Source organism: Paenibacillus zanthoxyli JH29 (assembly GCF_000520715.1).
Taxonomy (GTDB): Bacteria; Bacillota; Bacilli; order Paenibacillales; family Paenibacillaceae; genus Paenibacillus_AQ; species Paenibacillus_AQ zanthoxyli.
Window position 1 is genome coordinate 1 of record NZ_ASSD01000529.1, and the last position, 13,209, is coordinate 13,209.

The following is a 13,209-nucleotide window of genomic DNA, read 5'->3' on the forward strand; positions in this document are numbered from 1 at the left end:
GGCAGGGACCGCAGCCGCAGCCGCGACCTCTCGCCGTCGGCCGTCAACGAGACGGTGTTCGAGCAGCTGCGCCTGATCCGCCGCGAGCTGGCGGGCCGGGAGCACGTGCCGTCTTATATTATTTTCAACGACGCGACGCTGCGGGAGATGAGCGTGGTCTGCCCGCAGACGGAAGAAGAAATGCTGAAGGTAAAGGGCGTCGGGGAAGTGAAATACCGGAAATACGGGAAGGAATTTCTGGATTTTTTTCAAAGCGAATTGTATTCCAATGAATCGTAAAGGGGCATACGCAGCATGAAGATCGTCCTGGCCACACTCAACGCCAAGTATATTCACACCTCGCTGGCCATCCGTCTGCTCAAGGCATACAGTCAGCATGAATTCGACATTCAGCTGGCGGAATACACGATCAAGGACCCGGTGATGAACATCGCCTCGGATTTGTTTGGGCAATCGCCCGATGTGATCGGCTTCTCCTGCTACATCTGGAACATCGAAGAGACGGTCAAGCTGATCGGCATCCTGAAGAAAATCATGCCGGATGTCTCCATCGTCCTCGGGGGACCGGAGGTGTCCTATGAGCCGCTGTACTGGATGAACCGCGAGCCGGGCATTGACTTCATCGTCTGCGGCGACGGGGAAGAGACGTTCCATCATCTGCTGGAGGAGCTGCGGGACGGGCGCAGGTTCCATTTTGTGTACGGGGCAGCTTACCGCAAGGGAGAAGAGGTGATCGTGAACCCTCCGCGTCCGAAGAGCGATCTGAACACACTGCCTACGCCGCACCGTTTTCCGGAGGATCTGCCGGATTTAGGCAAAAGAATCACCTATTTTGAAACGAGCCGGGGCTGCCCGTTCAACTGCCAGTTCTGTCTGTCCAGCATTGAGGTGGGCGTCCGGTATTACGATATTGAACGGGTCAAAGCGGATCTGCTGTATTTGATTGAAAATGGAGCCAGAACGATCAAGTTCCTGGACCGCACCTTCAACATCAACCGCGAGTACGCGCTGGAAATGTTCCGGTTCCTGATTGACAACCACGGCGGCTGCGTCTTCCAGTTTGAGATTACCGCCGACATTATGCGGCCGGAGGTGCTGGATTTTCTGGCGAATCATGCGCCTCCCGGCATTTTTCGCTTCGAGATCGGTGTGCAGTCCACCAATGACGAGACGAATGAGCTGGTCAAGCGGCGCCAGAATTTTGCCAAGCTGTCCCGCACGGTGATGAAAATCAAGGAGAGCGGCAACATCGACCAGCATCTTGATCTGATCGCGGGGCTGCCGATGGAGGATTACGCGACGTTCCGCAAAACGTTCAACGATGTGTTCGCGATGGAGCCGGAAGAGCTTCAGCTCGGTTTCCTCAAAATGCTGCGCGGCACCGGACTGCGCACTCAGGCGGCCAAGTACGAGTATGTCTATATGGAGCATGCGCCGTATGAAATCCTGAGCAGCCATGTGATGCCGTTCTCGGACATCGTGCGGCTGAAGCGGCTGGAGGATGTGCTGGAAAAATACTGGAACAGCCACCGGCTGGATCATACGGTCAAGTATTTGTTCCGCCATATTTTTGCGTCTCCGTTTGATTTCTTCCAGGAGTTCGGCGATTACTGGGAAGCGCGTGGCTGGCAAAAGATCGGGCACCAGCTGGAGGATTTGTTCACCCGGCTGAACGAATTTCTGCTGGAGCGCGGCACGCCGGAGATGGAGATCATCACGGGCCTCATGAAGCTCGATTATTTCCTCGGCCACAAGTACAAGCCGCGCAAGGTGTGGTGGGAGCCGGTCCTTGGCAAAAACGAATGGGGGCGCTATCTCCGAGAGATTGCCGAGCGGCCTCAGCTTCTTGGCGACCCTTGGACCCCGGCGGCGGTGTCCGGCGAATCGGTAGGGAATTTGGCTGCGGGAGCTCTGGCGCCGGAAATACCGGCAGCGGGAATCAACGAGCGGGAGCTGCAAAAATACGCGGCGCTGGAGATTTTGCCATTCTCGCTGACCCGGGCGCTGTCTTCCATCAGCGGACTGCGGGCGGGAGCAAGCGGCGTCGGTGAAGCTAACGCGCTGGATGCCGGAACGCCGTCGCAGGACGGCGAAAGCACCCTCTTGCTCGTGCTGTACCAGCAGGATGAGAGCCAGAAGCCGAGAGTGTATGACCTGCCGGTTCAGCGGGTTCTCCAGTAGCAAAGGGCGCCAGCGTTAGAGCCCTTGCACTTCACTTGTAAAGTTAAGTTAAGGGAGCATAAGGAGGCTTCATGCCGATGAGCGGTTCGGTTCGACTGGCCGAGTATGAGGATAAATTCAAGGAGAGCCGGTTGCAGGGAGGGACAGCGATGATCGAAACGCAGGAACTGCGGGACCGGCTGATCAGCATTTTTGAACGAAGCGATCTTTTGACTTCGCTGTTCGAACGGGCGGGAAGCCTCGGTCCGTATCCATATTATATCGGGGCGGGCTGCTTGGTGCAGACGGTCTGGAACGAGCTTACGGGCAGGCTGGCAATGTATGGAATATCGGATATCGATATCGTCTATTTTGACGACGCGGATCTAAGCTATGAAGCGGAGAACGAGGCGGTGGAGCGGGGAAAGCGTCTTTTTACGGAGCTTCCTCTTCCTGTCGACATCAAGAATCAGGCCCGCGTTCACCTGTGGTATCCCGGCCGGTTTGGCGTCGGTCTTACGCCCTACGCTTCTCTGGAAGCGGCGATCGACAGCTGGCCTACGACGGCTTCTTCGCTTGGCGTTCGGAAGGAGCCGGACGGAAGCTGGCGGATTTACGCGCCTTTCGGCCTGGAGGACTTGTTCCAGTTGGTCGTAAGGCCGAACAAGACTCTGGTTACGGAAAGCGCGTATTACGCTAAGGCGGAGAAGTGGAAGAGCAGCTGGCCGGAGCTTACCGTAATGCCTTGGGAAGCATAGCGCCTGTGTGGAAGCATAGCATCTAGCTGCGTTTCCTGGCAGCGGCCAGCATATGCGGGCTCATCCCCAGCAGGTGTTCCTGCTCTTCTACGATGGAGCTAATCCTCAGCAGCGCAGCCCGACCTTCCGAATCCCCCCTATTTTTCCGCTCTTTAAGCTATAAACATGTCCCAAAAGGTGGTAAACTGTGATCAACTCGGTTGAGAATATAACGGTGCTTAATCCGTGAGGGTCACCGGTAAAAAGGGAGGATCGCGAAATGAAGTGGCAAGAAATGAGGCAGCTGTTTCCCAACCAGTTTGTTTTGTTCTCCGTCCTTGAATTTCATCAGGAAGGCACCAGAAGATATATAGACGAGGTTGAGCCGATCCGTACGATTGCAGACGAAGACGCCCGTACGGAATTTGATCAAGCCGGACCCGGAAAGCTGGTCTACCATACTTCCAGTAAGGTATGCATTATCCGTATCCGCAGGAGAAAACGCAGCAGAGTGAGACATAAAAAAACAAAATAAGCCAATAATACATATCGGCAGAGCATATGATACTGGACCTTAGCGCCCTGACGGTGAAGGCAGAATCAGCTCAGCGGATGAGGCCGCCCGTCCATTCTTGACATCAGCAATCACGGCCTGTACGTGGGACGGAAATAACAGCATATTTTTGGACAATCGTAAAAAGACAGGTCCTTCGCCAGCACGGACGAGGCCTGTCTTTGTGTTTTCATACGGCTATTTCCTATTGCGTCCGAAGGAGATCCTGCCCGGGGGGAAGATGGCGGACCAGCCAATCGAGCAGATCATCTGTAACCTGGCCGTGGTTCTTTTCATTCAGCATTTCATGGCGGCCATCCGGATACAGCTTCACCTCTAGGTCGCTAACGCCGCACTTTCCATACAGCTCCGCGAGCCGAAGGATTCCTTGGCCGTTCATTCCGACCGGGTCCTTCTCGCCGGAGAACAAATATACCGGTTTGTCCTTACACAAGGAACCCAGCACAGCTTCGGTATGGATATCCTGCAGAAGCCGGAAGAAATCCCGGAAGAAACGGGTCGTGCAGATGGCCCCGCAGAACGGATCATCTACAAACCGGTCGACCTCCTCGGGGTCGCTGCTCAGCCAATCGAAGGCGGTGCGGGAGGGGGAGAATGATCGGTTGTAGGGGCCGAATACGATACCGTTCAGCAGCATGCTGCGGTGCCTTTCGCCCATGAGCGCCAGCTGAGCCTTTGCGAGCGTCTCTCCCAGCCGCAGCAGTCCGCGGGGACCGTTGCTTCCGCTCAGAATATAGCCTGCGTATCTTTCACTCCCCGGCGAGCACATCAGCTTCTGGGTCAGAAAAGAGCCCATGCTGTGCCCGAGCAAAAATAGAGGGATTCCCGGATGCCTGCCAGACGCGATTCCGGCAATCTGCAAAAGGTTGCGGTGCATCCAATAAAAGCCGTCTTGCCCAGCATCGCCGAGCAAATCGATTCTTCCCGCAGTCTTGCCGTGTCCTCTGTGGTCTCCCGCGTACACCACGTAGCCCGCAGCGTTCAACCGCTCGGCGAAGCGGGCATATCTGGCGGCCGTCTCGCACATGCCGTGCGAGATTTGAAGGATGCCCCGGACGGGACCCTCGGCCTCCGGCAGCCATTCGTACACATGTATCGGGACGCCGAGAGGATCGGTCATCGTAAAGGAATATTCCGTCACCAGTTGTTCCTCCTAATAACAAGCGGCAGGGCGACCTGAGAGAAGCTTTAATCTCCAAGCCGGAAGCTTCGCCTATGATGCTAATAAGGCTTAAGGCAAATACGACCGGAGTAGGGTAGCCTGGCCCTCGATGGTATAAGTGCCGAGGTTGGCCGGGAGCAGGTAGCATTCCCCCGCCGAATACGGCTGGGAGCCGCCTTCCCAGATCAAATGCCCGCTTCCTTCGCAAATTACGAGTACGGTAAAGCTCTCCGGATTGGTTTCAAGGCTCCAGTTGCCGCTTACAATGCCTTTTTCCACGATAAAATAAGGCGATTCCGCCAGACGCAGCCATTCTCCGGGTACAGCGCTATCCGTCTTCATAGAAGTTGCGCCAGCGCCTTCGTAAGCGGTCACGTTCAGCGAATCTTCGATATGCAGCTCTCGCGGCTTGCCGTCAAGGCCGGGCCGGTCGTAATCATAAATCCGGTAAGTCGTATCGGAGTTCTGCTGGATTTCCGCCACGACAACGCCCGCGCACAGAGCATGCACCGTACCGGCTGGAATATAGAACGTGTCCCCTGCCGAGACTGGCACTTCCTGAAGAAGATCCATAACGCTTCCGTCTTCCAGCGCTTGGCCCAGACTTTCGCGGTTCACGCCTTCCTTGAGGCCGTAGATGATTTTGGCATCCGGCTTGGCGTCAAGAACGTACCACATTTCAGTCTTGCCCAATTCACCTTTAGGCAGCCGTTCATAGTCGTCGGTGGGATGAACCTGGACGGACAGGTTGTCGTTGCAATCCAGAAGCTTAATCAGTAGAGGGAATCTTCCGTTTGTTTCCGAATAACCTTTGCTGCCGAACCATTCCCGTCCGTAGCTTTCACGGATCTGGTCCAGGCCCTGTCCCGCGAGCTCGCCGTTTACGACGGACGAGGTTCCGTTCGGGTGGTCGGCGATCATCCAGCCTTCACCGATATGGCCTTCAGGGAGGTCTAGACCGAACTTTTCAAGGGCTCTTCCGCCCCAGACGCGTTCTTTGAATTCCGGTTGAAATTTTAAAGGATAAGGCAGTGTCATTGGTCCATCTTCCTCTCCAATTCAGGTTTAGTTATCTTTTACCCTCTTTTTCTCAAGTGCGATAACATAGGGAGCCGTTCTGCGCTGGAGCTGGCGGTATACGATGGCGCTGGCCGTCTGCTGCGGAACGGAGGAGGCCCAGGCCATAGCCGCTTCCGCTTCCAGCTCGCCTCCGGGATGTCCGGGGTACAGGACCGCCGTTATAATCCCTCCCGGCCGGAGCAGTTCAAGAGAAGCTTCAAGTGCGGCAACCGAACTGTCTGGCAAAGTAATCACGCTCTTATCCGCGTCGTCCGAGGGGAGATAGCCGAAGTTGAACATGACGGCCCCGACGCTGCCGCGCCACGAAGGGGGCAGTTCGTCCATCATCACGGCATGGCTCTTGAGTAGAAGAGTCGAAGGAGCAAGGGAGCTTCCCCCTTCGTCCTCCCTGGCGCGGCGCAGGCGCTCCCCGGCAAGCCGCAAAGCTTCGGACTGGATGTCGAAGCCGTAGACCTCGCCTTTTGGCCCCGCCTTCTTTGCAAGGAACAAGGTGTCCGCGCCGGTTCCCACCGTGGCATCTACGGCGCGCTCGCCGGGGGCAAGGCGCTCTTCTACCATTTTATGGGCAAAGCTCAGCACGGATAGGAAGCCCATCAGCGTTTTCTCCAATACTTGCCCTGCCAGGTATCTCTGCGCTTCAGCTCGTCGTCGATCGCATTGAGCACTTCCCATTTCTTGAGGCTCCACATTGGACCGATGAGCAGATCGCGGGGGGCGTCTCCGGTCAGACGGTGCACAATCATTTCCGGAGGCAGCATCTCTAATGAATCGGCGATGAGCTTCACATATTCATCCTGCTCCAGAAAACGAAGCAGCCCCGCTTCATACTGCTTGACCATCGGCGTCTTGCGCATCAGATGCAGAAGATGGATTTTAATCCCCTGCACATCCATCTGCGATACGGCGGACACCGTCTCCAGCATCATTTCGTGCGTTTCCTGCGGAAGGCCGTGGATGATGTGCGTGCAGACGCGGATGCCCCGGCTGCGCAGCTTCTCTACAGCCTTGAGATAGCATTCCGTATCATGCGCCCGGTTAATGAGCTGCGAGGTGGACTCGTGAATCGTCTGTAGTCCCATTTCGACCCACAGATAAGTCCGTTCATTCAATTCCGCCAGATAATCAACAACATCACCCTGAAGGCAGTCGGGACGGGTGGCGATGGACAAGCCGACAACACCCGGCTGTTCCAGTATGACCTCGTAATATTCCCGCAGCTCTTCAACCGGCGCATACGTGTTAGTATATGCCTGGAAATAACCGATGTACTTGGCGTTCGGCCATTTCAGATGCTGGCGGTCGCGGACGCTCCCGAACTGGGTGACCAGATCGTCGCGCCGGCTTCCGGCAAAATCGCCCGAGCCTCTTGCGCTGCAGAAGGTGCAGCCTCCTTTGGCAATCGAGCCGTCCCGGTTGGGACAGGTGAACCCGGCGTCCAGCATAACTTTGAACACTTTATCGCCAAACTGTTCACGCATTTCGTAATTCCAGGTATGAAAACGTTTATCTCCCCACAGCGAGGCTGTGGAAGGGGCTTCGAGTATAGTCATGGATGTCTCCTTTATATTGCAAGTAATGATTTTACCCGAGTCCATTGTATCAAAAAATGGGAGCGAGCGTAACAGGACAGCGGACTAAGGCGGTCTGACGAAAAAATCGGCGGATTCATAGGGTTGAAATTGCTTCTTCGCATGCGGGCGCTAGCTTCATAATTTTTTAAAAAAATAGGTATTTGAAAGAAGGAAATTGGCTTGAGATTACTTACACGACGTGTTATATTTTGAGTGTGAAAGTGCTTCATGTTCACCAGCATGAATGAAGGAATTCAAAATCTCCCGTCGCCGTGGTCCACATAATTTATCGTGAGGTGATCGAACATGAATTCTCAAGCCGCATATCCTGAAGGCAGAGGTCCGATCGATGTCCAGTTGACTCCTGACGAGGCGCTTGCGCTCACAGGCGTGGAATTTAAGGGCAATCCGAAGATCAAGGCCGAAGCGCAGCGCAAAATTCGCAATGCTTTCGAGAAGACATTTGATTTTAGCTCGGAAGCAAGATAGACTATGAATTGTTGAAATTAGGGACCCCAATTCCAAATACAACACGGAAGGAATTTCCTTGAGTTTCGCTGATTCGGGCGGACCGGGAAGTTCCTTTTCTCTTTTCTGTTTTGCATCTTTACTTTTCGGAGTAAGTTAGTCACAATATTGCAGTAATCATGCTCGCAACTTGTCGATAAGTGAAAGGAGTAAACATGCGTTTACGCGGAAGAAAAGGAATACGTGAAAGTCTGGAGCAGCAGACCGATCTGGTCGTGCTCGACCCTCGCAAACATAAAGGACAATGGTCCGGGCTCTTCGGCAACGCCCGCCCGATTTATGTCGAGTTCGGAATGGGGAAGGGGCAGTTTATCAGCCGGATGAGCCATAAATACCCCGAAATTAATTTTATCGGTGTGGATATGTATGACGAGTTGATTCGCCGGGCGGCGGAAAAGGCGCGGAATATCTGGGAACCGGAAGGTTTGGAAACGCCGCCGAATCTGAAGCTCGCGCTTGCCAATATCGAATATGCGGAAGAAGTGTTCGCTGAAGGAGAGCTGCAGCGCATCTACCTGAACTTCAGCGACCCCTGGCCCAAAACAAAGCACGCCCGCCGCAGATTGACACATCCCCGCTTCTTGGATAAGTATCGCGGGCTGTTGGACGGTATGGGAGAAATTCATTTGAAGACGGATTCGCGCAGTTTGTTTGAATTTTCCTTGAACGCGTTTGCCGACTTCGGTCTGCAGATGTCGAATATTTCGCTGGATCTCCATGCGGGAGGGATCAATGAAGAGCATGTCATGACCGAATACGAAACGAAATTTGTCGGCCAGGGCGTTCAGATCCACCGCTGCGAGGCGATTGTCGGAGAGGAAGCGTTGAATCGGTATCAAGCCTCTCGTCTGGATAAGTACAGACTATAATCGGTATCCTATAACAAAAAGAGAGTCCTTCGGCTTAGGCCGGCAGGACCCTTTTTTTGCTCAAGCGTTTCAATGATGCTTCGAATTTCTTGGCAGGCTGCTGAACCCTATTTTTCATACGGGTATAAAAATGCAGGTATAGGGCAAGTGTGGTAAGGCGGTTAATGATATCCGGTTATGTTCACCTGCCCCCCGATTGGTCGTAGGTCCGGAGATACGGGCTCTAACTCCATAATGCAACCGTGCCGGCCGCGACCGCGCTGCCGATCAGTGCGCCAGCCGCCACATCGGAAGGATAGTGAAGCCCAAGATAGATCCGCGAGAATCCAACCGACAAGGCAAGCGGCAGCAGGATGAAGCCCAGGACGGGGAAAGCCGCCACATAAGGCACTGTGGAAGCGAAGATTGCCGTCGTATGCCCGGAAGGAAACGAATGGTCTTTGAGCGGATTGCGGAACGTATTCGTTCCGGGCAGGGCCACATAAGGGCGGACCCTGGGATACAGCTTTTTGGCGACGGCCACGGGAAGGTGGCTGACGGCCAGGGCGATCAGCGCCTGTTGGGCAGGCAGCTTCAGCGTATGGGGGGTAACCCCCCATACCAGAAGACTGATCCCGATGCTGGCGGTTGCTCCGCCCAGATGAGTCAGATAGAAAAGCCAGAAATTCAGATAACGGTTGTGCAGCCGGCCATTGATCCAATGAAACAGACGCCGCTCTGCAGTAAGCAGCTTTAACATTTTAGTTCTCATAGTGGTCCCTCCGCTAATAACGGCCGCAGGATTTACGGCGTTAATTAGGATAACCCGCTTTAGCCTATACAACTAACTTTATCATACTTTTTTGCACGAAACGATTTCAAGAAAAAGGTCGATTTTTCGCGAAAAATGACAGTTTTGACTTGGATGCCTTTAAGCCGTACAATGGTTCAAGCGGACTTCCCACGTTTATATGGTAACAGAGAAAATAATGTGTTCTGTAAAATCTAGAACGCAAGCGAAAACTCCATATGGACGGCATATATAACAAAGAGCGGAACCCGCTGAGGACAAAGGCACGTTCCATACCTGTCGCTTAGAATTGCAACAAAAGGGTCATTTATTACGTTCAAAGGTCAGAAAAAAAGAACCTGAACAAAAAAAAGGGGGCATCGAAGGATCATGGCAGATGCAATTTTTGTAACGCTCCAAGTGATCTTGGCGCTAATTGCGGTTTACCAGTTTGGCTTCTCGTTGTTCGGACTGCACAGGAAGAAGAAGAAAGAGCTTTTCCCGCCGGAAAAATCATTTGCCGTGCTCGTAGCCGCGCATAACGAAGAACAAGTGGTCGGGGCGCTTATGGAGAACCTGAAGCAGCTGAATTATCCGAAGGAACTATATGACGTGTTCGTTATCTGCGATAACTGTACGGACGGAACGGCCCGCATTGTCCGGGAGCATGGCATGACCGCCTGCGTCCGTACCAACAATAATTTGAGAGGCAAAGGCTACGCAATCGAATGGATGCTGGGGAAACTTTGGGAAATGCCGCGCCAGTACGACGCCGTCGTGATGTTCGATGCCGATAACTTGGCCCATACCGACTTTCTGATGGAGATGAACAATGATCTCTGTTCCGGAGCGAAAGTCATTCAGGGCTACATCGACACGAAGAATCCGGAGGATTCTTGGATTACCGCAGCCTATGGCATTTCTTACTGGTATATTAACCGGCTGTGGCAGCTGTCACGCCACAATGTGGGGATGGCCAACTTTCTTGGCGGAACGGGCATGTGCTTCGAAACGGATCTGCTCAAGGAAATGGGCTGGGGAGCAACCAGTCTTGTAGAAGACCTGGAGTTCACCATGCGCAGCGCGTCGAAGGGCGTATATCCGGAGTTCAACTACGACGCTAAAGTGTTTGACGAGAAGCCGCTTACGTTCAAGGCGTCGTCCAGGCAGAGGCTTCGCTGGATGCAAGGGCATTTTACCGTCGCCCGCCGTTATTTCTTCCCTCTGCTGTGGCAGAGTATTAAAGAACGCAGCTTGACCAAGTTTGATCTGGCCCTGTACGGCGTTAACGTCTATATTGTCCTGCTGACATTCCTGATGACCGCGGTGATGTGGATCGACAGCTCGCTGCTGGGCGGCCCGCATATCGCCAACCTGTACGGCTACCTGCCTTTATGGCTGAGCTATATCGCTGTTGCCGCCAATGTGTTTACCTTTTTCGTATCGATGATTCTAGAAAAGGTAAAGTTCAAAAAGGTGTACGCCTACATGTTGCTGTTCCCGATTTACCTGATTTCATGGTATCCGATTACGTTCTACGCGTTCTTTACGCAAAACAACAAGCAATGGAGCCACACGAAGCATACCCGCGTCGTGCGTCTGGAGGAAGTTCAAAGCAAGCAGGGATAGAGCCGCGTAACAGCATGTGCATAATGCTTGAGATTATGGTTGACATCACTAAGCTAAATGGTGTAAACTATTTGAGTGCGCTAAATTAATTGGAGATTGCAAGCAGAAGCACCGGCTTCTCACCTGATCGGCTAATAGCCGGCTGGTTTTGATCTCAATGCTTTATGAATGCTGTTCGTTCATGAACGTTGATCAAACGGGTTGTCGGTAATTTCCGGCACCCGTTTTTTATTTGGGTAGAAGCTGTTTTATTTATTAGCCAATCAGATCCGGAGGTGGAGAGTTATCAGTAAGGACCATATGATCAATGATGAGATTCGGGCGAGAGAAGTCCGCTTGGTTGGCCCGGAGGGAGAACAAATCGGGATTAAACCGATCCGCGAAGCGTTGCAAATGGCAATCGATCTTAATCTGGATTTAGTCAATGTAGCGCCGCAGGCAAAGCCGCCGGTATGCCGCATCATGGATTACGGCAAGTTCCGTTACGAGCAGCAGAAGAAAGAGAAGGAAGCCCGTAAGAATCAGAAGATCGTGGACATCAAGGAAGTTTGGTTCCGCGCTAACATTGAAGAACATGACTATCAGACGAAGTTCCGTAATGTGGTTAAGTTCTTGAATGAAGGCGACAAGGTGAAATGTTCCGTCCGCTTCCGCGGACGCGAAATTACCCACGCGAACATCGGCCAGAAAATTCTGGAGCGCGTCAAGTTGGAAGTGGCCGAGATTTCCGTTGTGGAGCGCCAGCCCAAGCTGGAAGGCCGCAGCATGATCATGATTTTGGCGCCCAAATCATCTTAAACAAGCAGCATAACTATTGAGGAGGAAACACAATGCCTAAAATGAAAACCCACAGCAGCCTTAAAGGCCGCTTCAAAATTACCGGAACGGGTAAAGTAACGCGCTACAAAGCTTACAAAAACCATCTGCTGTCCCACAAGTCCAAGCGCGCTAAGCGGGTTCTGGGAACCAACCCTGAAATGGCTCCCGGCGACGTAAGACGTCTGAAGCAAGGCCTAGCTAACTTGAAATAGTTCTATCACACAATTTTTGGGAGGTTTATTAATATGGCAAGAGTTAAAGGCGGCTTCGTCGTTCGTCGTAAACATAAAAAGGTACTGAAACTGGCAAAAGGTTATTTCGGTTCGAAACACCGCATTTTCAAAACCGCTAAAGAACAGGTAATGAAATCGCTGGTCTATGCTTACCGTGACCGTCGTCAAACGAAACGCAACTTCCGCAGACTGTGGATCGTTCGTATCAACGCCGCAGCCCGTCTGAACGGCCTGTCCTACAACAAGCTGGTACACGGCCTGAAGCTGGCTGGAGTGGACATCAACCGCAAAATGCTGGCTGACCTCGCTGTAAACGATCTGAACGCATTCAACTCGCTGGCTACCGTAGCCAAAGAGAAGATCAACGCGTAAGCAGCTGCCTATTATATGAAAAGCACCGCTTCCGGGGATTCCCGAGCAGCGGTGCTTTTTTTTGCGGAAGTATTTGAAGATGGAAGCCGGTTACTCCCAGTACTTTGTCGTTATAAGCTGAGAGGCCAGCTTCTTGCTGGCGGCGCGTCTGACTTTCCGCTGCTCCGACCGTTCCTCCGCCAAATCGCTGACCAGCTTCTCTTCGTCCGTCTCGGGGATAACACTGGGTACAGGGGCCGGTTTACCGTCAGACCCGATAGCCACAAAGGTGAGAAAGGAAGTGGCCGCCACGGTGCGTTCGCCTGAATATAGATTTTCGGCTATGACCTTAACGAATACCTCTATGCTGGTGCGGCCGGTCCAGGATACAAAGGATTCAAAACAGAACGAATCGGTGGGCCGGATCGGGGACAAGAAGTCAACGGAATCAGTGGAGGCGGTAACGACGCTGCATCGGCAGTGACGCATCGCGGAGATCGAGGCGACTTCATCTATGTTACTCATCAGCTTGCCGCCGAAAAGGGTCTGATGATTGTTGATATCGTTCGGGAAGACCCGTCCCGTTTTGAATACACGTGATTCTCGGCAGTATTTCGAAGCCGGAGCTGCCGGCTGGGATGATTCACTCATCATGATAGGCTTCCTTTCCATGGAATTGATAGGCATTTATAATAATGGAATTCCCTTTATTATGCAATACTATTTT

Annotated in this window: 16 protein-coding genes; 10 read left to right on the plus strand and 6 right to left on the minus strand. The window is 53.0% G+C overall.

Going from position 1 to position 13,209, the window contains the following annotated elements; genetic code table 11:
* The 4 genes from L691_RS29605 to L691_RS0120435 all read left to right on the plus strand — a co-directional run.
* Positions 1-279: HRDC domain-containing protein (locus L691_RS29605; RefSeq protein WP_036737492.1), on the plus strand; the 279-nt coding region annotated here is incomplete at its 5' end.
* Positions 280-294: 15 nt separating this feature from the next.
* Positions 295-2,181, plus strand: coding sequence for a B12-binding domain-containing radical SAM protein (locus L691_RS0120425; RefSeq protein WP_025692202.1), 1,887 nt, complete (start codon positions 295-297; stop codon positions 2,179-2,181).
* Positions 2,182-2,258: 77 nt separating this feature from the next.
* Positions 2,259-2,918 carry a nucleotidyltransferase family protein gene (locus tag L691_RS0120430; RefSeq protein WP_232229240.1) on the plus strand — a complete coding sequence of 220 codons (660 nt, stop codon included), beginning with the start codon at positions 2,259-2,261 and terminating at the stop codon, positions 2,916-2,918.
* A gap of 259 nt (positions 2,919-3,177) precedes the next feature.
* Positions 3,178-3,432: a hypothetical protein gene (locus tag L691_RS0120435; RefSeq protein WP_025692204.1), complete on the plus strand. Its 255-nt coding sequence runs from the start codon at positions 3,178-3,180 to the stop codon at positions 3,430-3,432.
* Positions 3,433-3,655: 223 nt separating this feature from the next.
* Here the strand turns inward: L691_RS0120435 and L691_RS0120440 are convergent, their stop codons facing one another.
* The 4 genes from L691_RS0120440 to L691_RS0120455 form a co-directional block, all read right to left on the minus strand.
* The gene (locus L691_RS0120440) at positions 3,656-4,612 is read right to left on the minus strand and encodes an alpha/beta fold hydrolase (RefSeq protein WP_025692205.1); all 957 of its coding nucleotides are present in this window, start codon (positions 4,610-4,612) and stop codon (positions 3,656-3,658) included.
* Positions 4,613-4,702: 90 nt separating this feature from the next.
* Entirely contained in the window at positions 4,703-5,671 is a 969-nt protein-coding gene (locus L691_RS0120445) for a type I phosphomannose isomerase catalytic subunit (RefSeq protein WP_025692206.1), read from the minus strand.
* A 27-nt stretch (positions 5,672-5,698) separates the two neighbouring features.
* Entirely contained in the window at positions 5,699-6,307 is a 609-nt protein-coding gene (locus L691_RS0120450; protein WP_025692207.1) for a class I SAM-dependent methyltransferase, read from the minus strand.
* Positions 6,307-7,263: a TIGR01212 family radical SAM protein gene (locus tag L691_RS0120455; protein ID WP_025692208.1), complete on the minus strand. Its 957-nt coding sequence runs from the start codon at positions 7,261-7,263 to the stop codon at positions 6,307-6,309. Before L691_RS0120455 ends, L691_RS0120450 begins: the two co-directional genes overlap by 1 nt.
* Before the next feature lie 327 nt (positions 7,264-7,590).
* Here L691_RS0120455 and L691_RS0120460 point away from each other — a divergent pair, with 327 nt between their 5' ends.
* Positions 7,591-7,773: a hypothetical protein gene (locus L691_RS0120460; RefSeq protein ID WP_025692209.1), complete on the plus strand. Its 183-nt coding sequence runs from the start codon at positions 7,591-7,593 to the stop codon at positions 7,771-7,773.
* 194 nt (positions 7,774-7,967) lie between these two features.
* On the plus strand, positions 7,968-8,681 hold the full coding sequence (trmB, locus tag L691_RS0120465; protein ID WP_025692210.1) for a tRNA (guanosine(46)-N7)-methyltransferase TrmB: 714 nt from the start codon (positions 7,968-7,970) through the stop codon (positions 8,679-8,681).
* Positions 8,682-8,904: 223 nt separating this feature from the next.
* Here the strand turns inward: trmB and L691_RS0120470 are convergent, their stop codons facing one another.
* A complete protein-coding gene (locus L691_RS0120470; RefSeq protein ID WP_025692211.1) occupies positions 8,905-9,432 on the minus strand; it encodes a phosphatase PAP2 family protein in 528 nt (175 codons plus the stop codon).
* A 408-nt stretch (positions 9,433-9,840) separates the two neighbouring features.
* Between L691_RS0120470 and L691_RS0120475 the strand changes: the two genes are divergently transcribed.
* From L691_RS0120475 to rplT, 4 genes are all read left to right on the plus strand, one after another.
* A complete protein-coding gene (locus L691_RS0120475) occupies positions 9,841-11,079 on the plus strand; it encodes a glycosyltransferase family 2 protein (protein ID WP_025692212.1) in 1,239 nt (412 codons plus the stop codon).
* Positions 11,080-11,379: 300 nt separating this feature from the next.
* Positions 11,380-11,877: a translation initiation factor IF-3 gene (gene infC / locus L691_RS0120480; RefSeq protein ID WP_025692213.1), complete on the plus strand. Its 498-nt coding sequence runs from the start codon at positions 11,380-11,382 to the stop codon at positions 11,875-11,877.
* 32 nt (positions 11,878-11,909) lie between these two features.
* Positions 11,910-12,110 (plus strand): 50S ribosomal protein L35, encoded by a 201-nt coding sequence (rpmI, locus tag L691_RS0120485; RefSeq protein ID WP_025692214.1) that lies wholly within the window; start codon positions 11,910-11,912, stop codon positions 12,108-12,110.
* A 33-nt stretch (positions 12,111-12,143) separates the two neighbouring features.
* Positions 12,144-12,503 carry a 50S ribosomal protein L20 gene (rplT, locus tag L691_RS0120490; RefSeq protein ID WP_025333812.1) on the plus strand — a complete coding sequence of 120 codons (360 nt, stop codon included), beginning with the start codon at positions 12,144-12,146 and terminating at the stop codon, positions 12,501-12,503.
* 90 nt (positions 12,504-12,593) lie between these two features.
* Here the strand turns inward: rplT and L691_RS0120495 are convergent, their stop codons facing one another.
* Entirely contained in the window at positions 12,594-13,136 is a 543-nt protein-coding gene (locus tag L691_RS0120495; protein ID WP_408634773.1) for an acyl-CoA thioesterase, read from the minus strand.
* Between the last annotated feature and the right edge of the window lie 73 nt (positions 13,137-13,209).

Excerpts from the sequence above, each read along its gene's own strand:
- L691_RS0120450 (WP_025692207.1), bottom strand. The coding sequence starts at position 6,307 with ATGGGCTTCCTATCCGTGCTGAGCTTTGCCCATAAAATGGTAGAAGAG.
- L691_RS0120475 (WP_025692212.1), top strand. The coding sequence starts at position 9,841 with ATGGCAGATGCAATTTTTGTAACGCTCCAAGTGATCTTGGCGCTAATT.
- L691_RS0120445 (WP_025692206.1), bottom strand. The coding sequence starts at position 5,671 with ATGACACTGCCTTATCCTTTAAAATTTCAACCGGAATTCAAAGAACGC.
- trmB (WP_025692210.1), top strand. The coding sequence starts at position 7,968 with ATGCGTTTACGCGGAAGAAAAGGAATACGTGAAAGTCTGGAGCAGCAG.
- L691_RS0120470 (WP_025692211.1), bottom strand. The coding sequence starts at position 9,432 with ATGAGAACTAAAATGTTAAAGCTGCTTACTGCAGAGCGGCGTCTGTTT.
- L691_RS0120430 (WP_232229240.1), top strand. The coding sequence starts at position 2,259 with ATGAGCGGTTCGGTTCGACTGGCCGAGTATGAGGATAAATTCAAGGAG.
- L691_RS0120455 (WP_025692208.1), bottom strand. The coding sequence starts at position 7,263 with ATGACTATACTCGAAGCCCCTTCCACAGCCTCGCTGTGGGGAGATAAA.
- rplT (WP_025333812.1), top strand. The coding sequence starts at position 12,144 with ATGGCAAGAGTTAAAGGCGGCTTCGTCGTTCGTCGTAAACATAAAAAG.
- L691_RS0120460 (WP_025692209.1), top strand. The coding sequence starts at position 7,591 with ATGAATTCTCAAGCCGCATATCCTGAAGGCAGAGGTCCGATCGATGTC.
- infC (WP_025692213.1), top strand. The coding sequence starts at position 11,380 with ATGATCAATGATGAGATTCGGGCGAGAGAAGTCCGCTTGGTTGGCCCG.
- L691_RS0120495 (WP_408634773.1), bottom strand. The coding sequence starts at position 13,136 with ATGATGAGTGAATCATCCCAGCCGGCAGCTCCGGCTTCGAAATACTGC.
- L691_RS0120435 (WP_025692204.1), top strand. The coding sequence starts at position 3,178 with ATGAAGTGGCAAGAAATGAGGCAGCTGTTTCCCAACCAGTTTGTTTTG.
- L691_RS0120425 (WP_025692202.1), top strand. The coding sequence starts at position 295 with ATGAAGATCGTCCTGGCCACACTCAACGCCAAGTATATTCACACCTCG.
- rpmI (WP_025692214.1), top strand. The coding sequence starts at position 11,910 with ATGCCTAAAATGAAAACCCACAGCAGCCTTAAAGGCCGCTTCAAAATT.